Source organism: Klebsiella sp. 4_1_44FAA, from assembly GCF_000238715.1.
Taxonomy (GTDB): Bacteria; Pseudomonadota; Gammaproteobacteria; order Enterobacterales; family Enterobacteriaceae; genus Klebsiella; species Klebsiella pneumoniae.
Genome location: NZ_JH414798.1, coordinates 732,269 through 748,139, shown reverse-complemented (window position 1 = coordinate 748,139; position 15,871 = coordinate 732,269). Strand labels below are relative to the sequence as shown.

General features: G+C 59.1%; 15 protein-coding genes and 3 pseudogenes. 13 read left to right on the top strand and 5 right to left on the bottom strand.

Features of this window, described 5'->3' with window-relative positions; all coding sequences use genetic code 11:
* Nucleotides 1–592: pseudogene (locus HMPREF1024_RS22080) on the top strand (MFS transporter); the annotation flags it as partial.
* 82 nt (nucleotides 593–674) lie between these two features.
* Here the strand turns inward: HMPREF1024_RS22080 and HMPREF1024_RS22085 are convergent.
* Complete coding sequence (locus tag HMPREF1024_RS22085; protein WP_009307674.1) at nucleotides 675–1,583, bottom strand: DUF535 family protein; 909 nt, start codon at nucleotides 1,581–1,583, stop codon at nucleotides 675–677.
* Nucleotides 1,584–1,871: 288 nt separating this feature from the next.
* Here HMPREF1024_RS22085 and HMPREF1024_RS30440 point away from each other — a divergent pair, with 288 nt between their 5' ends.
* Entirely contained in the window at nucleotides 1,872–2,012 is a 141-nt protein-coding gene (locus HMPREF1024_RS30440; RefSeq protein ID WP_002908189.1) for a hypothetical protein, read from the top strand.
* Nucleotides 2,013–2,056: 44 nt separating this feature from the next.
* On the opposite strand, the gene HMPREF1024_RS22095 is transcribed toward HMPREF1024_RS30440, so the two are convergent.
* Nucleotides 2,057–2,947 (bottom strand): LysR family transcriptional regulator, encoded by an 891-nt coding sequence (locus HMPREF1024_RS22095; protein ID WP_004180250.1) that lies wholly within the window; start codon nucleotides 2,945–2,947, stop codon nucleotides 2,057–2,059.
* Between the two features lie 140 nt (nucleotides 2,948–3,087).
* Here HMPREF1024_RS22095 and HMPREF1024_RS22100 point away from each other — a divergent pair, with 140 nt between their 5' ends.
* Genes HMPREF1024_RS22100 through HMPREF1024_RS22125 form a run of 6 tightly spaced genes read left to right on the top strand, consistent with a single transcriptional unit; the run spans nucleotide 3,088 to nucleotide 8,812 of the window.
* Nucleotides 3,088–3,795 carry a CoA transferase subunit A gene (locus tag HMPREF1024_RS22100; RefSeq protein WP_004175762.1) on the top strand — a complete coding sequence of 236 codons (708 nt, stop codon included), beginning with the start codon at nucleotides 3,088–3,090 and terminating at the stop codon, nucleotides 3,793–3,795.
* 1 nt (nucleotide 3,796) lies between these two features.
* The gene (locus tag HMPREF1024_RS22105) at nucleotides 3,797–4,453 is read left to right on the top strand and encodes a CoA transferase subunit B (protein WP_009307673.1); all 657 of its coding nucleotides are present in this window, start codon (nucleotides 3,797–3,799) and stop codon (nucleotides 4,451–4,453) included.
* Between the two features lie 9 nt (nucleotides 4,454–4,462).
* On the top strand, nucleotides 4,463–5,644 hold the full coding sequence (locus tag HMPREF1024_RS22110; protein WP_009307672.1) for an acetyl-CoA C-acetyltransferase: 1,182 nt from the start codon (nucleotides 4,463–4,465) through the stop codon (nucleotides 5,642–5,644).
* Nucleotides 5,645–5,655: 11 nt separating this feature from the next.
* Nucleotides 5,656–6,579 carry a 3-hydroxyacyl-CoA dehydrogenase family protein gene (locus tag HMPREF1024_RS22115; RefSeq protein WP_009307671.1) on the top strand — a complete coding sequence of 308 codons (924 nt, stop codon included), beginning with the start codon at nucleotides 5,656–5,658 and terminating at the stop codon, nucleotides 6,577–6,579.
* Between the two features lie 44 nt (nucleotides 6,580–6,623).
* On the top strand, nucleotides 6,624–8,018 hold the full coding sequence (locus HMPREF1024_RS22120) for a GntP family permease (RefSeq protein ID WP_020802955.1): 1,395 nt from the start codon (nucleotides 6,624–6,626) through the stop codon (nucleotides 8,016–8,018).
* Nucleotides 8,019–8,041: 23 nt separating this feature from the next.
* On the top strand, nucleotides 8,042–8,812 hold the full coding sequence (locus tag HMPREF1024_RS22125; protein ID WP_004189574.1) for a 3-hydroxybutyrate dehydrogenase: 771 nt from the start codon (nucleotides 8,042–8,044) through the stop codon (nucleotides 8,810–8,812).
* A gap of 19 nt (nucleotides 8,813–8,831) precedes the next feature.
* Here HMPREF1024_RS22125 and HMPREF1024_RS22130 read toward each other — a convergent pair whose 3' ends face one another.
* Nucleotides 8,832–9,704, bottom strand: coding sequence for a LysR family transcriptional regulator (locus tag HMPREF1024_RS22130; protein WP_004145376.1), 873 nt, complete (start codon nucleotides 9,702–9,704; stop codon nucleotides 8,832–8,834).
* A gap of 106 nt (nucleotides 9,705–9,810) precedes the next feature.
* On the opposite strand from HMPREF1024_RS22130, the gene budA reads away from it, so the two are divergent.
* The 4 genes from budA to HMPREF1024_RS22150 all read left to right on the top strand — a co-directional run bounded on the left by budA (nucleotide 9,811) and on the right by HMPREF1024_RS22150 (nucleotide 14,106).
* Entirely contained in the window at nucleotides 9,811–10,590 is a 780-nt protein-coding gene (gene budA, locus HMPREF1024_RS22135; RefSeq protein ID WP_009307670.1) for an acetolactate decarboxylase, read from the top strand.
* Nucleotides 10,591–10,599: 9 nt separating this feature from the next.
* Complete coding sequence (alsS, locus tag HMPREF1024_RS22140) at nucleotides 10,600–12,279, top strand: acetolactate synthase AlsS (RefSeq protein ID WP_004151180.1); 1,680 nt, start codon at nucleotides 10,600–10,602, stop codon at nucleotides 12,277–12,279.
* A gap of 23 nt (nucleotides 12,280–12,302) precedes the next feature.
* Complete coding sequence (locus HMPREF1024_RS22145; RefSeq protein WP_004151179.1) at nucleotides 12,303–13,073, top strand: (S)-acetoin forming diacetyl reductase; 771 nt, start codon at nucleotides 12,303–12,305, stop codon at nucleotides 13,071–13,073.
* Between the two features lie 391 nt (nucleotides 13,074–13,464).
* A complete protein-coding gene (locus HMPREF1024_RS22150) occupies nucleotides 13,465–14,106 on the top strand; it encodes a hypothetical protein (protein WP_004200175.1) in 642 nt (213 codons plus the stop codon).
* Nucleotides 14,107–14,234: 128 nt separating this feature from the next.
* Here the strand turns inward: HMPREF1024_RS22150 and HMPREF1024_RS22155 are convergent, their stop codons facing one another.
* Together HMPREF1024_RS22155 and HMPREF1024_RS22160 are read right to left on the bottom strand one after the other, a co-directional pair.
* A complete protein-coding gene (locus HMPREF1024_RS22155) occupies nucleotides 14,235–14,771 on the bottom strand; it encodes a GNAT family N-acetyltransferase (protein WP_004184321.1) in 537 nt (178 codons plus the stop codon).
* A 75-nt stretch (nucleotides 14,772–14,846) separates the two neighbouring features.
* A pseudogene (locus HMPREF1024_RS22160) lies at nucleotides 14,847–15,506 on the bottom strand (efflux RND transporter permease subunit); the annotation flags it as partial.
* 66 nt (nucleotides 15,507–15,572) lie between these two features.
* Here HMPREF1024_RS22160 and HMPREF1024_RS22165 point away from each other — a divergent pair.
* Nucleotides 15,573–15,871, top strand: a pseudogene (locus HMPREF1024_RS22165) (transposase); the annotation flags it as partial.

Here is a 15,871-nt window from a genome sequence, read left to right as displayed (position 1 = left end):
TACGCCGCTGCTGATCGCCGGCGTAACCCTGATGCTGTTCCATCTCGCCAATGCCGCACTGTTGCCGATGCTGAGCATGCGGATCGCCGCCGCGCCGGGACACCTCAATCCCGGACTGTTTGCCGCCGCCACGGTGATTATTTCGCAGGTGGTGATGATCCCGGTGGCCATCCGGGTCGCCGGCAGCATCGACAAATACGGTTACTGGCGATGCATCCTGCTGGCGCTGGTGATCATGCCCATACGGGCGGCGCTGGCGGCGTCCAGCGACGCCCCGGCGATGATGGTCCCGGTGCAAATTCTTGATGGCCTGGCGGCAGGGATTTTGGGGGTGGCGGTGCCCAGCTTTATCGTCTCGCTGCTGCGCGGCAGCGGGCACGTTAACGCTGGACAGAGCGTTGTGATGCTGATGCAGGGCGCCGGGGCGGCAATGAGTCCGGCGTTAACCGGGTCTATCGCCGGGCACTACTCCTTTGCCACCGCCTTCGGCGTGCTGAGCGTTATCGCGATTGTCGCCCTGATGGTATGGTGGCGCAGCGCTCCGCTGCTCACCGCCTCCGCGTCACCGCCAATCGGCGAGAGCGGGCAGTAACCTACGGCACAGCGACCTGGGGAGAGAGGAAATCGTCAGGCGGGCAACAGCCCCCTGCTGCCCGCCTGACGTGTGAGTGGCGTTAATTCACCCGCGCAGGCAAGGTAATTTGCTGCAGGGCATTCGCCATATTAATCTGAATCAGCTCTTTAAGACCTTCGCGCTTAATAAACTGGCTCCGGTGCTTACTTTTCACCTCTTCAATACTCTTTTTGATCTCTTGCGCCGGCAGTTTATACCAGCCGCGAGCCTGTTTCTCACCGCCCATTTCCAGCCACAGCGATGAATAACTGGCTTTCACCAGATCGCTTTTCACGTGGTAATCAGAATCGATGGCGTAGACCGTGGAGATGTTGAAATATCGCAGCAAACCATACAGCACGCTCATGATGATATTTTTCGGCCGCGTGCCATGCAGCTCTTTAGTCAGCACCTTCACTTCGTCATTGGTGATATCTTTCCCGCCCTGGATGCCGCCGATATAAGCGCGGCCATCGTCGGTGCAGGAAAAACAGACGCTATAGACGCGCCGGTCGCCAAGAAACAGCTGCAGCATCAGCTCCCCTTCCTCCTGAAACGGCGAGGCCAGCAGCTTAACGTCAAGCTTATCGCCATTTTTCAAGGGAATAGAAAACATCTCGCGGCCAAAATCCGCGACATTGTAGAGCTGCGGCAGGACATCAGGGTGAAACGTTTTCTCGATGAAATTCAGTGAACCATGGGCAATATCCAGTTTGCGTCGTTTTGACAGCCGTTTATTGAGATACGCTTTAAACGGTTTATCCTCAAAAGGCACCAGTCCTTTGGTAACCGCGGTCAACCGCGCGCACTGATATTTCGCACAAAGTCCTTGATATTCTCTGTATTTACCTCCTGCGAGCGAGAGCTCTCTGCATTTTCGTAAAATTTTTTTATAGCTTATTTTGACCTGACCGATCACTTTATTATGTTTACGCCATTCTTTGATGGCGCCTGCAACAGTATGTTCCATTGATTAAGATCCATAGATTCATCCATAATCGCGGCCATATTAACATATAAGCGTTTCGTCAACGCTTAATTACTCCTTCGTTGTCCTTTCATTTAATATTTAGGCAGGGAATTATCCTGTCGACGTTATTTGTCGCTAAACTTATTCTGTCAACGATGAATTATGGTAGGTAACGCCCTCCGCTCAGCGACTTAACGCTCTGTGCCTTCGGCGCGAAGCGCGGCTACATCCGCTGGCGGTTATGCCCTATACTGACCCTGATTCAAAACCAGCAACGATAGGTAACTTATGGAAATTGATCTCGACAACCTGGTCTTCAGCGGCCTGGATGAAGCGGAAGAGCGCAACGCGGAGCGTCTGGAAGAAGCGGACAAAAAAGCCCAGGCGATCGTTGCCGACGACGACTGCGGCGACGCCTGTAAAATCTGATTGTCAAACCGGCCAGCAGGCCGGTTTTTTTTGACGCCCACACCTCAGGTGGGTAAAAACCCTTTCAGCGTATCCAGCAGCGCCTGCGCCGCCTTCGACAGCGGCAGATGTCCGGCATGGATCGCGCCGACGCACTTCTCAATCGGCGGATCGCTGAGCGGGATGCAGACGGCGCCCAACGATGCCATCTGCGTTTTACACAGCGCCGGCACCGCGCTGCCCCCCAGGCCGCTGGCCACCATTCTCCCCACCGTCACCAGCTGATGACTCTCCAGCGCCACGTCCAGCTGACGTCCGCTGCGCGCCAGCGCCTCCTCCAGCATCAGGCGTACCGCCGAGGGGCGCTGCAGGGTAATAAAGTCGAGGGTCAACAGCTCCTGCCAGGAGAGCTGCTTTTTCTTCGCCAGCGGGGATTGTTGGGGAACGATCGCCACGAAGCGGTCCACCGCCAGCGGGGTAAACAGCAGGTTGTGGTTGGGCGATGGCTCGAAAGCGATGCCCATCTCCACCCGCCCCTCGCGCACCATCTCGATCACCTGCTCATTAATCACGTCATGCACCGTAACGTTCACCCCGGCATAGCGGTCGCGAAAGGCTTTCAGCGCCTCCGGCAGAACGTTGGCGGCAAACGACGGCATCGCGGCGACCGAAATTTTACCCCGCTGCAGGGTAAAGCTCTGACGCATGGCCTCCTCGACATTATCCCAGTCGGCCAGCAGCTGACGGGCCATCGGCAGAAAGAGTTCCCCCTCCTGGGTGAGGGTCACTTTGCGGGTGCTGCGCTGCAGCAGCGCGCCGCCCAGCGCCTCCTCCAACCCTTTGATGGTCAGGCTGAGAGCTGGCTGCGACAGATTCAGCCTTTCGCTGGCGTGGGCGAAATTCAGAGTGTGAGCTACCGCTAAAAACGCGCGTAACTGTTTGACACTCATTCTCATTTTTCTTCCTGTTAACTAATTGAAAAAAATTAGTTAACAGGAAATTAATTAAAATTCCAAATGAGTGTGTCACAAATTCAAAATTATCAAATCAGTCGCCTGCGCCAATGATAAGGCTATCGCAAGGCAGGAGAGACAAGATGGCAGGACTGGATAAACGCGTCGCCAGTTACGAAGCGGCGCTGGAAGGGTTAACGGACGGCATGACGCTGCTCGCCGGCGGCTTCGGCCTGTGCGGCATTCCCGAGAACTTGATCGCCGAGGTGCAGCGTCGCCAGGTGCAGGGGCTGACGGTGGTCTCCAACAACTGCGGGGTCGACGGTTTCGGTCTCGGCATGCTGCTGGAGTCGCGCCAGGTCAGCAAGGTGGTGGCCTCTTACGTCGGGGAAAACGCGCTGTTTGAACAGCTGGTGCTGAGCGGCGAGCTGGCGGTAGAACTCACCCCGCAGGGAACGCTGGCGGAAAAAATCCGCGCCGGCGGCGCTGGCATCCCCGGCTTTTACACCGCCACCGGGTATGGCACCCCGGTCGCCGAAGGCAAAGAGGTGCGCCAGTTCGACGGCCGACACTACATCCTTGAAGAGGCGATCCGCGGCGATTTCGCGCTGGTCAAAGGCTGGAAAGCCGACTGGTACGGCAACGTGGTCTATCGCCACACCGCGCAGAATTTCAACCCGCTGATGGCCACCGCCGGGCGCATTACGGTGGTGGAGGTGGAAGAGATTGTGCCGCCGGGCGAACTGCCCCCCTCCGCCATCCATACTCCGGGGATCTATGTCGACCGGCTGATCGTCGGGCAATTCGAAAAACGTATTGAACAGCGCACCCTGCGCGCCGGAGGGCACTGAGATGCTGACCCGTGAACAAATGGCGATGCGCGTCGCCCAGGAGCTGCGCGACGGCGATTACGTCAACCTCGGGATCGGTATCCCGACGCTGGTGGCCAACTACATTCCCGCCGGCATTGAAGTGATGCTCCAGTCGGAGAACGGCCTGCTGGGGATGGGCGAATTTCCCGATGAGGAAACCATCGACGCCGACATGATTAACGCCGGTAAACAAACCGTCACCGCGCAAACCGGGGCGGCGATCTTCGATTCCGCCCAGTCGTTCGCCATGATCCGCGGCGGCCACGTCGACCTGACCGTTCTTGGCGCCTTTGAGGTCGACGTCGCGGGCAACATCGCCTCATGGATGATCCCTAGAAAAATGGTCAAGGGGATGGGCGGCGCCATGGACCTGGTGGCCGGCGCGCAGAACATCATCGTGGTGATGACCCACGCCTCAAAAAACGGCGAATCCAAACTGCTGCCGCAGTGCACCCTGCCGCTCACCGGCGTGGGCTGTATTCGCCGGGTACTCACCGACCTGGCCCTGCTGGAGATTGTCGACGGCGCGTTTGTCCTGCGCGAAGTGGCCCCGGGGGTCAGCCCCGACGAGGTGATACGTAAAACGGCGGGACGGCTGATCGTCGCCGACGACGTGCGCGAAATGCGCTTCAGTTAAGGAGAGATCATGACCGATATTGCCATTGTTGCTGCCGTACGCACCCCGATAGGCAGCTTTCGCGGCGCCTTCGCCCCTCTTTCCGCCGTCGACCTCGGCGCGGCGGTGGTGCGCGGCCTGCTTGAACGCTGCCAGCTGCCCGCCGCAGCGGTCGACGAACTAATTTTCGGCCAGGTGCTTACCGCCGGCTGCGGGCAGAACCCGGCGCGCCAGACCGCGCTGCGGGCCGGCCTGCCGGTCGACACTCCGGCGGTCACCGTCAATCTGGTGTGCGGCTCCGGGCTGAAAGCGGTTCAGCAGGCGGTGCAGGCGATCCGCTGCGGCGACGCCGGGATCGTTATCGCCGGCGGCCAGGAGAGCATGAGCAATGCTCCCTATCTGATGCATGGCGCCCGCGACGGCCTACGTTTCGGCCACGCCAGCCTGCAGGACAGCATGATCCAGGACGGCCTGTGGGACGCCTTTAACGACTACCACATGGGCATTACCGCCGAGAACCTCGCCGACGCCTTCGACATCAGCCGCGAGCGCCAGGACGCCTTCGCCGCCAGCTCCCAGCGCAAAGCGGCGGCCGCTATCGCCGCAGGGCGCTTTCGCGAGGAGATCGTTCCGGTCAGCGTCCCGCAGGGCAAACAGCCGCCGCGAGTCGTGACTGACGATGAGCAACCGCGCCCGGAGACCAGCGAGCAGCAGCTGGCCCAGCTGCGCCCGGCGTTTCGCCCGGCTGACGGCAGCGTCACCGCCGGGAATGCCTCGTCGCTGAACGACGGCGCCGCGGCGGTCCTGCTGATGCGCGTCGATAAAGCGCGCGAGCTTGGGCTGCCGGTGCTGGCGCGCATTGTCAGCTCAGCGGTCGCCGGGGTCGACCCGTCGGTGATGGGCATCGGCCCGGTGAGCGCCTGCCGCCAGGCGCTGCAGCGCGCCGGCTGGACGCTGGACGAGGTGGACCTTATCGAAGCCAACGAGGCTTTTGCCGTCCAGGCGCTGGCCGTCGGTCAGCTGCTTGAGTGGGATAGCGAGAAGGTCAACGTCAACGGCGGCGCCATCGCCCTTGGACATCCCATCGGCGCCTCCGGCTGCCGGATCCTCGTCAGCCTGGTGCATGAGATGCAGCGCCGGGGCGCCAGCAAAGGGCTGGCAACCCTGTGCGTCGGCGGCGGCCAGGGCATCGCCATGACCCTACAACGTTAACAGGAGCCACTATGTTTACACCACGCCTGGCGGTACTCGGCGCGGGACTGATGGGCGTCGGTATCGCCTGCCATTTCGCCCGTCACGGTCACGCCGTCCGCCTGTATGACACCGACCCGCAGCGTCTCGCTGAGGTTACGGCGGTGGCCAGCGCCATCCTGCGCGAGCTGGAGGCCAGCGGCCAGCAGGCTCCCGCCGACCGCGACGCGGTGCTGGCCCGTCTGACCCCCACCCCGACGCTGAATGCCCTGGCCGATGCCACGCTGCTGATTGAAGCGATCCCCGAGCGGCTGGCGCTGAAGCACGCCCTGTACGCGGAGCTGGAAACGCTGATCGCCGACGAGGCGATTATCGCCAGCAACACCAGCGGCCTGCCGCCGGATCGGCTGGCGCAGGGCATGCGCCTCCCGGAACGGCTACTGATCGCTCATTTCTGGCATCCGCCGCACCTGATCCCGCTGGTGGAAGTGGTGCCCGGGAGCGCCACGCTGCCTCATCTGGCGCGCCAGGTGAGCGACTTTTGCGCCGCCTGCGCGCTGGAGGCGGTGGTGCTCAACCGCGCCGCGCCGGGCTTTGTCGGCAACCGGCTGCAGTTCGCCCTGCTGCGCGAAGCGCTGCATATCGTCCACAGCGGCATCGCTTCCCCGGAGGTGGTGGACCAGGTGATGCGCGCCTCGCTGGGCCGCCGCTATGCGATGGTCGGCCCGCTGGAGGCTGCGGACATGACCGGCCTGGCGACGGTCCAGGATATCTGCCAGCACCTGCTGCCGGAGCTGGCCAGCGGCACGGAGATGATGTCGCTGGTGGCGGAGAAAGTGGCGCGAGGCGACACCGGCGCCCGCAGCGGGCAAGGCTTTTACCGCTGGGACGAGGCCCGGCACCAGCGCATCCAGTCGCGCCGGGAACACCAGCTGCGCTTCGCGCTGAAACCCTAGTATCGCGTTCTGTACCCCTACAATAACAATGAGAGTGAGACGTCGTGATGAGTGTGATAATAGCCCTGGCCGCGCTGGCGTTACTGATGCTGGCAGCCTACCGTGGATACAGCGTGATCCTCTTTGCGCCGATCGCCGCCCTCGGCGCGGTGCTGCTCACCGACCCGGGCGCGGTCGGCCCGGCCTTTACCGGCCTGTTTATGGAAAAAATGGTCGGCTTTGTGAAGCTCTATTTCCCGGTGTTTCTGCTGGGCGCGGTATTCGGCAAGCTGATTGAGCTGTCGGGATTCTCACGTTCGATTGTCGCCGCCGCCATCCGCATCCTTGGGCGCCGCCACGCGATCCCGGTGATCGTGCTGGTGTGCGCCCTGCTGACCTACGGCGGGGTGTCGCTGTTTGTGGTGGCCTTTGCCGTCTACCCTTTCGCCGCCGAACTATTTCGCCAGAGCGGGATCCCCAAACGGCTGATCCCCGCCACCGTCGCCCTCGGGGCATTCTCGTTTACCATGGACGCCCTGCCCGGCACGCCGCAGATCCAGAATATTATTCCCACCAGCTTCTTCGGCACCAACGCCTGGGCGGCCCCCTGGCTGGGGCTTATCGGCTCGCTGTTCATTATCATCTTCGGTTTGCTGTGGCTGGAGCGTCAGCGCCGCAAAGCGCAGGCCCGCGGCGAAGGCTATGGGACCGACCTGCAAAATGAGCCGCAGACCCCGGATGACATCGATCTGCCGCATCCGCTAATCGCTATCGCCCCGTTGCTGCTGGTGGGGGTGCTGAATTTGCTGTTCACCCACTGGATCCCGCAGTGGTACGGCGCCAGCCATGAGCTCAACCTGCCGGGCCTGGCGAAGCCTGTCGTCACCGAAGTGGGGAAAATCACCGCCATCTGGGCGGTGCAGGCGGCGCTGCTCTCCGGCATTGTGCTGGTGCTGGTTTGCGGCTATCGCAATATCCGCGGCCGGCTGGCGGAGGGAAGTCGGACGGCGGTGGGCGGGGCTATTCTCGCGGCGATGAACACCGCCTCTGAGTATGGCTTCGGCGCGGTTATCGCCGCCCTGCCGGGTTTCCTGGTGCTGTCAAAAGCCCTCGCGGCCATTCCCAATCCGCTGTTAAACGAGGCGATCAGCGTCACGGTGCTGGCCGGGATCACTGGCTCGGCCTCCGGGGGGATGAGCATCGCCCTGGCGGCGATGTCCGAGACCTTTGTCGCCGCCGCCCACGCCGCCAATATTCCGCTCGAGGTACTGCACCGTGTCGCCGCCATGGCCAGCGGCGGCATGGACACCCTGCCGCACAACGGGGCGGTGATCACCCTGCTGGCGATCACCGGCCTGAGCCATCGCCAGGCCTACGGCGGCATTTTCGCCATCACGGTGATCAAAAGCCTCGCGGTACTGTTTGTCATTGCCACGTTCTATGTGACCGGCATTGTCTGATACCAGATTGAAGGAGTAATACAATGAACTTACACGGTAAAACGGCGCTGGTCACCGGCTCCACCAGCGGCATCGGTTTAGGGATCGCCAAAGTGCTTGCGCAGGCAGGCGCCCAGCTGGTGCTCAATGGCTTCGGCGACAGCAGCCACGCCCGGGCTGAAGTCGCCGCGCTGGGCAAGATCCCCGGCTATCACGACGCCGACCTGCGCGACGTCGGGCAGATCGAGGCGATGATGCACTATGCCGAAAGCACCTTCGGCGGCGTCGATATCGTGATCAATAACGCCGGCATCCAGCACGTGGCCCCGGTGGAGCAGTTCCCGGTGGACAAATGGAACGATATTCTCGCCATCAATCTCTCCAGCGTCTTCCACACTACCCGCCTGGCGCTGCCGGGTATGCGCCAGCGCAACTGGGGGCGCATCATCAACATTGCCTCAGTGCATGGCCTGGTGGCGTCGAAAGAGAAATCGGCCTACGTCGCCGCCAAGCACGCGGTGGTCGGGCTGACCAAAACCGTGGCCCTGGAAACCGCGCGCAGCGGCATCACCTGCAACGCCATCTGCCCGGGCTGGGTGCTAACCCCGCTGGTGCAGCAGCAGATCGATAAGCGCATCGCCGAGGGGGTCGACCCGGAGCAGGCCAGCGCCCAGCTGCTGGCGGAAAAACAGCCCTCCGGGGAGTTTGTCACCCCGCAACAGCTGGGCGAAATGGCGCTGTTTCTGTGCAGCGACGCCGCCGCCCAGGTGCGCGGCGCCGCATGGAACATGGATGGCGGCTGGGTGGCGCAGTAAGCCGCTGGCGCCGCGAAGATCAGAACATCGCCAGAAAGCGTTTCACCGTACGCGAGCGCTCGAAGCGCCGCCAGGCGATGGCGATATCGGTCTTCAGCGGCGCCCCGCTAAGCGGGTGATAGCTGACGTTCGGCTGCTGGATGCAGGTCATCGACTGCGGAACCAGCGCGAAGCCGAAGCCTGCATTGACCATGCTCAGCGACGATGAAATTTGCGACGACTGCCAGGCGCGCTCCATATCGATCCCGGCGCGCAGGCAACTGTTATACACCAGCTCATACAGCCCGGGGGCCACCTCCCGCGGGAAGAGGATCGGCGCCACGTCGCGCAGCTGCTCCAGGGCAAGGGTCGGCTGCGTCGCCAGCGGATTATCGCGCGGCAGCGCGATAACCATCGGCTCCTCATCGATAATCCGCAGATTAAAGGCTTTACTGCTCTCGCACGGCAGGCGGACGAAGGCGATATCCAGCTCGGCCTCGCTCAGGGCGGTCATCAGATTGGCCATATTGTCTTCCATCTGGTGAAGGGTCACCCCGGGGTGGTCGAGCTGAAAACGGTGCAGCAGCGTGAAGATTTGCGGATGGAAAGCATCAGAACTGGTAATGCCTAGCGACAGGCTGCCGTTCATCCCGCGCGCAATGCCCTTGGCCTTCTCCAGCGCCGCATCGCTCATGGCGAGGATCTGGCGGGCATCCTCATAGAAAGACTCTCCCGCTTCCGTCAGCTCCACCCCGCGGGTTAAACGCCGGAACAGCGGGGTCCCCACTTCGCGCTCAAGCCGCTGAATTTGCTGACTTAACGGAGGCTGTGAAATACCCAGCTCCTTGGCGGCCTGGGTGAAGTGCCGCGTCCTGGCGACGGCGACAAAATAGCGAAGATAACGAAGTTCCATATCGAAAACGTCTCAAACCAGCATGGTTTCTATATTGGAACTGTGAGCTGAATCGGGTCAACATTTATTTAACCTTTCTTATATTTGTTGAACGAGGAAGTGGTATATGAATCATTCTGCTGAATGCACCTGCGAAGAGAGTCTATGCGAAACCCTGCGGGCGTTTTCCGCGCAGCATCCCGAGAGCGTGCTCTATCAGACATCGCTCATGAGCGCCCTGCTGAGCGGGGTTTACGAAGGCAGCACCACCATCGCCGACCTGCTGAAACACGGCGATTTCGGCCTCGGCACCTTTAATGAGCTGGACGGGGAGCTGATCGCCTTCAGCAGTCAGATCTATCAGCTGCGCGCCGACGGCAGCGCGCGCAAAGCCCAGCCGGAGCAGAAAACGCCGTTCGCGGTGATGACCTGGTTCCAGCCGCAGTACCGGAAAACCTTTGACCATCCGGTGAGCCGCCAGCAGCTGCACGAGGTGATCGACCAGCAAATCCCCTCTGACAACCTGTTCTGCGCCCTGCGCATCGACGGCCATTTCCGCCATGCCCATACCCGCACCGTGCCGCGCCAGACGCCGCCGTACCGGGCGATGACCGACGTCCTCGACGATCAGCCGGTGTTCCGCTTTAACCAGCGCGAAGGGGTGCTGGTCGGCTTCCGGACCCCGCAGCATATGCAGGGGATCAACGTCGCCGGGTATCACGAGCACTTTATTACCGATGACCGCAAAGGCGGCGGTCACCTGCTGGATTACCAGCTCGACCATGGGGTGCTGACCTTCGGCGAAATTCACAAGCTGATGATCGACCTGCCCGCCGACAGCGCGTTCCTGCAGGCTAATCTGCATCCCGATAATCTCGATGCCGCCATCCGTTCCGTAGAAAGTTAAGGGGGTTACATGGACAAACAGTATCCGGTACGCCAGTGGGCGCACGGCGCAGATCTCGTCGTCAGTCAGCTGGAAGCTCAGGGGGTACGCCAGGTGTTCGGCATCCCCGGCGCCAAGATTGACAAGGTCTTCGACTCACTGCTGGATTCCTCGATTCGCATTATTCCGGTGCGCCACGAAGCCAACGCCGCGTTTATGGCCGCCGCCGTCGGACGTATTACCGGCAAAGCGGGCGTGGCGCTGGTCACCTCCGGTCCGGGTTGTTCTAACCTGATCACCGGCATGGCCACCGCGAACAGCGAAGGCGACCCGGTGGTGGCCCTGGGCGGCGCGGTAAAACGCGCCGATAAAGCCAAACAGGTCCATCAGAGTATGGATACGGTGGCGATGTTCAGCCCGGTCACCAAATACGCCGTCGAGGTGACGGCGCCGGATGCGCTGGCGGAAGTGGTCTCCAACGCCTTCCGCGCCGCCGAGCAGGGCCGGCCGGGCAGCGCGTTCGTTAGCCTGCCGCAGGATGTGGTCGATGGCCCGGTCAGCGGCAAAGTGCTGCCGGCCAGCGGGGCCCCGCAGATGGGCGCCGCGCCGGATGATGCCATCGACCAGGTGGCGAAGCTTATCGCCCAGGCGAAGAACCCGATCTTCCTGCTCGGCCTGATGGCCAGCCAGCCGGAAAACAGCGCCGCGCTGCGCCGTTTGCTGGAGACCAGCCATATTCCAGTCACCAGCACCTATCAGGCCGCCGGAGCGGTGAATCAGGATAACTTCTCTCGCTTCGCCGGCCGGGTTGGGCTGTTTAACAACCAGGCCGGGGACCGTCTGCTGCAGCTCGCCGACCTGGTGATCTGCATCGGCTACAGCCCGGTGGAATACGAACCGGCGATGTGGAACAGCGGCAACGCGACGCTGGTGCACATCGACGTGCTGCCCGCCTATGAAGAGCGCAACTACACCCCGGATGTCGAGCTGGTGGGCGATATCGCCGGCACTCTCAACAAGCTGGCGCAAAATATCGATCATCGGCTGGTGCTCTCCCCGCAGGCGGCGGAGATCCTCCGCGACCGCCAGCACCAGCGCGAGCTGCTGGACCGCCGCGGCGCGCAGCTCAACCAGTTTGCCCTGCATCCCCTGCGTATCGTTCGCGCCATGCAGGACATCGTCAACAGCGACGTCACGTTGACCGTGGACATGGGCAGCTTCCATATCTGGATTGCCCGCTACCTGTACAGCTTCCGCGCCCGCCAGGTGATGATCTCCAACGGCCAGCAGACCATGGGCGTCGCCCTGCCCTGGGCCATCGGCGCCTGGCTGGTCAATCCTGAGCGCAAAGTGGTCTCCGTCTCCGGCGACGGCGGCTTCCTGCAGTCGAGCATGGAGCTGGAGACCGCCGTCCGCCTGAAAGCCAACGTGCTGCATCTTATCTGGGTCGATAACGGCTACAACATGGTCGCTATCCAGGAAGAGAAAAAATATCAGCGCCTGTCCGGCGTCGAGTTCGGGCCGATGGATTTTAAAGCCTATGCCGAATCCTTCGGCGCGAAAGGGTTTGCCGTGGAAAGCGCCGAGGCGCTGGAGCCAACCCTGCGCGCGGCGATGGACGTCGACGGCCCGGCGGTAGTGGCCATCCCGGTAGATTATCGCGATAACCCGCTGCTGATGGGCCAGCTGCATCTGAGTCAGATTCTGTAAGTCATCACAATAAGGAAAGGAAAATGAAAAAAGTCGCACTTGTTACCGGCGCCGGCCAGGGGATTGGTAAAGCTATCGCCCTTCGTCTGGTGAAGGATGGATTTGCCGTGGCCATTGCCGATTATAACGACGCCACCGCCAAAGCGGTCGCCTCCGAAATCAACCAGGCCGGCGGCCGCGCCATGGCGGTGAAAGTGGATGTCTCCGACCGCGATCAGGTGTTTGCCGCCGTCGAACAGGCGCGCAAAACGCTGGGCGGCTTCGACGTCATCGTCAACAACGCCGGCGTGGCGCCGTCCACGCCGATCGAGTCCATTACCCCGGAGATTGTCGATAAAGTCTACAACATCAACGTTAAAGGGGTGATCTGGGGCATTCAGGCGGCGGTCGAGGCCTTTAAGAAAGAGGGTCACGGCGGGAAAATCATCAACGCCTGTTCCCAGGCCGGCCACGTCGGCAACCCGGAGCTGGCGGTATATAGCTCGAGTAAATTCGCCGTACGCGGCTTAACCCAGACCGCCGCTCGCGACCTCGCGCCGCTGGGCATAACAGTCAACGGCTACTGCCCGGGGATTGTCAAAACGCCAATGTGGGCCGAAATTGACCGCCAGGTGTCCGAAGCCGCCGGTAAACCGCTGGGTTACGGTACCGCCGAGTTCGCCAAACGCATCACCCTCGGCCGCCTGTCCGAGCCGGAAGATGTCGCCGCCTGCGTCTCCTATCTTGCCAGCCCGGATTCTGATTATATGACCGGTCAGTCATTGCTGATCGACGGCGGGATGGTGTTTAACTAATAAAAAAAGCTCTGACATGGCTTGCCCCTGCTTTCGCGCAGGGGCTTTTTTTGGTTTGTAAGTGTAAGCATCCCGGGGAAACGAAGCATCAATATTTGCGGGCTTCTGGCGTTCCTACTTGCGCTTCTGGCACGACGTGGGCAATCTGACTGGGATGAAGGTCTGATTTGAGCGAGGAGCGGAAGTTCGGGAACGGGATAGCTCCATTGATGACTTTATGCTACGTGTTAAACCACAGGTAATGGAGTTGCTGCCGGAGAAAGTAGCATTCTTTAGACTGAGATCTTTTGAAAGGAACAGTAGTTGCTATAAAATTGAGGAACCAAATTCTTTAGCTTTTAAAAAATAAAATATTATCTCTTTTAGAAATTAGATAAGCAGGAGAAAAGCTATGATATCGGTAATAAAGGACCTATTTAGTAACCAAGTGGTTTCCGCAGTCATTCTTACTATCATTGGAGCGATTACAAAAAAGTATATTCAGTTTCATCGCAGAGACTTTTTTTCACGCTCATCCTCCGAGCAGATAAAAGCAGTCGAATGGCTTAGAACCTCTTCTGTACCCATCTCCGATCCGTTAGCAAAGGCGGAACAGCAGTTCCGCCTACAGTCGTTCGGACTGCATAGAGATTGGCATTTATCTTATAAAATCATATGCTTGAGTTCCGATTATGCACAGTCATTAATTCCGTCCTTGAAGGCAGTCTTGCGTTATCAGGGCATGTACACAATTACTAACGGGAATATATACCCTCATAAATTCCATAAGTGGATAATACCTTTTGTGTTAATATCGTTGCTATTATATATCGGTGCTGAGATATACAGAGGTTCTTCACAGAGTGATGGTATAGAGATTTTGAAATCTCTATACGTCGTTATTGTGGCTTTTATAGTATGGTGTTGGGTCGCTGCTTGTGCTCTGAGAGTATCAAGCATCAGTAAAAAGCTCAATGCCTATATCCCACCCGCAAACGATTTTAAATCCAAGACATACGATTTCAGTTCAATACTCAATAATAGATATCCCTAGCCTGGCTGATCTGCTTCCCGTAAATACTGATACCTGGCAGTAAGCGAGATCCGCTTCTGGCACGGCGCGAACTGTTAACTGAGCCAAAGGTCCGCCATGAGCGAGGAGCGGACATTTTTCTTCGTCCTCTACTTCGTCCATTCTTTATGCAGTAACGCATAGATGTATGTGTCGTCATACCTTGCCTTACCCTCCTCGTTTTCAAAGGAGACAAATTCTTTAAAACATCCTTCACGTCGCATAAGTAGTCGCTCGCATAGTTTTTGAGAGGAGTAATTATAATCTTCCACCCAGGCATACAAACGTCTGGCGCCTTTTACTTTAAATAAATAATCAAACAGTGCAGCAACTGACTCGCTTGCATATCCCTGATGTTCAAAACGTTGATTAAAATGCCAGCCTACTGACCAGGTATTGTTGTCTGGTTCGTTGCTATTGTCCGCAAAAAGATGTCCGATTAACGTATCGGTTTCTTTTAGACAAACGGCAAACTGTGTTGGGTCAGAGGCTCGTTTAGCCACGTCGACCTCTGCCTCAGCGAGTGAATGTAACTTTTCATCCTTAAAGCAAGGAGTACGTGGTGAAGAGAGGTAATTGAAAAGAGCTGCCGCATCCTCTTCCTTAAAATGGCGAATGATTAATCTTTGAGTGGTAATGATGGTCATAATGTCCTTGATAATGTAATGCCAGCCAGTTCAGCAAGAAGTCTGCTTTAAACTGGCCGGAACACAGGGCAGAGATTAGCCGTTCCGGCTATTCCCCAGTCTGTATTTTCGCATGCCTGTAAATCGTGTGATCGTCACGAAAAATACCGGAACAAAGAAAATGGCCAGTAGCGTTCCGCTAATCATCCCGCCGAATACACCGGTACCAATCGCATGCTGCGTGCTGTCGCTGGCTCCACTGGCAAGCATCAGCGGAACAACACCTAATGTGAAAGCCAGAGAAGTCATCAGAATTGGCCGTAAGCGTAGCTTTGCAGCCGTCAATGTCGCGTCAATAAGGCTCTTTCCTTCTTTCATCAATTGTCTCGCGAACTCGATAATCAGAATCGCATTCTTGGCGGAAAGTCCAATCAGGGTTATCAGACCCACTTTGAAAAAGACGTCATTCGTCATATTTGTAACGGATACGGCCAGCACAGCGCCGAGCAGCCCCAGAGGAACAACGAGCATGACCGCGAAGGGAATGGACCAGCTTTCGTAAAGAGCAGCCAGCACCATGAATACCACCAGTACCGAGAGCACAATAAGACCCGGAAGCTGTGATGCAGACTCTTTTTCCTGTAACGAACTTCCCGCCCACTCCCCGGCGAACCCCGGTGGTAAGTGCTTAGCCAGATTGTCCATTGCCGCCATTGCGGTACCTGACGATTTTCCCTGTGCGGAACTCCCGGTTATGTGATCCTACCCGCGAATAGTGGACACGCGACTAAGTGAGTAAACTCCCAGACAGAGGTATCTCACATGACTAAATCAGCAACCGTAAGTAAGAAACCACGTAAACAGCATTCGCCTGAATTCCGCAGCGAAGCCCTGAAGCTTGCGGAGCGCATCGGCGTTGCCGCTGCCGCCCGGGAACTCAGCCTTTACGAGTCTCAGCTATATACCTGGCGCAGCAAATTACAGCAGCAGAAAACGTCTTCCGAACGGGAAAATGAGCTGGCCGCTGAAAATGCCCGCCTGAAGCGCCAGCTGGCAGAGCGTGACGAGGAGCTGGCTATCCTCCAAAAGGCCGCGACATACTTCGCAAAGCGCCTGAAATG

What these genes read in the sequence shown, in the direction of transcription:
- HMPREF1024_RS22130 (WP_004145376.1), bottom strand. Translation starts at nt 9,704, where the DNA reads ATGGAACTTCGTTATCTTCGCTATTTTGTCGCCGTCGCCAGGACGCGG.
- HMPREF1024_RS22155 (WP_004184321.1), bottom strand. Translation starts at nt 14,771, where the DNA reads ATGACCATCATTACCACTCAAAGATTAATCATTCGCCATTTTAAGGAA.
- HMPREF1024_RS22100 (WP_004175762.1), top strand. Translation starts at nt 3,088, where the DNA reads ATGGCAGGACTGGATAAACGCGTCGCCAGTTACGAAGCGGCGCTGGAA.
- HMPREF1024_RS22145 (WP_004151179.1), top strand. Translation starts at nt 12,303, where the DNA reads ATGAAAAAAGTCGCACTTGTTACCGGCGCCGGCCAGGGGATTGGTAAA.
- HMPREF1024_RS22115 (WP_009307671.1), top strand. Translation starts at nt 5,656, where the DNA reads ATGTTTACACCACGCCTGGCGGTACTCGGCGCGGGACTGATGGGCGTC.
- HMPREF1024_RS30440 (WP_002908189.1), top strand. Translation starts at nt 1,872, where the DNA reads ATGGAAATTGATCTCGACAACCTGGTCTTCAGCGGCCTGGATGAAGCG.
- HMPREF1024_RS22095 (WP_004180250.1), bottom strand. Translation starts at nt 2,947, where the DNA reads ATGAGAATGAGTGTCAAACAGTTACGCGCGTTTTTAGCGGTAGCTCAC.
- budA (WP_009307670.1), top strand. Translation starts at nt 9,811, where the DNA reads ATGAATCATTCTGCTGAATGCACCTGCGAAGAGAGTCTATGCGAAACC.
- HMPREF1024_RS22125 (WP_004189574.1), top strand. Translation starts at nt 8,042, where the DNA reads ATGAACTTACACGGTAAAACGGCGCTGGTCACCGGCTCCACCAGCGGC.
- HMPREF1024_RS22110 (WP_009307672.1), top strand. Translation starts at nt 4,463, where the DNA reads ATGACCGATATTGCCATTGTTGCTGCCGTACGCACCCCGATAGGCAGC.
- HMPREF1024_RS22105 (WP_009307673.1), top strand. Translation starts at nt 3,797, where the DNA reads ATGCTGACCCGTGAACAAATGGCGATGCGCGTCGCCCAGGAGCTGCGC.
- HMPREF1024_RS22085 (WP_009307674.1), bottom strand. Translation starts at nt 1,583, where the DNA reads ATGGAACATACTGTTGCAGGCGCCATCAAAGAATGGCGTAAACATAAT.
- alsS (WP_004151180.1), top strand. Translation starts at nt 10,600, where the DNA reads ATGGACAAACAGTATCCGGTACGCCAGTGGGCGCACGGCGCAGATCTC.
- HMPREF1024_RS22150 (WP_004200175.1), top strand. Translation starts at nt 13,465, where the DNA reads ATGATATCGGTAATAAAGGACCTATTTAGTAACCAAGTGGTTTCCGCA.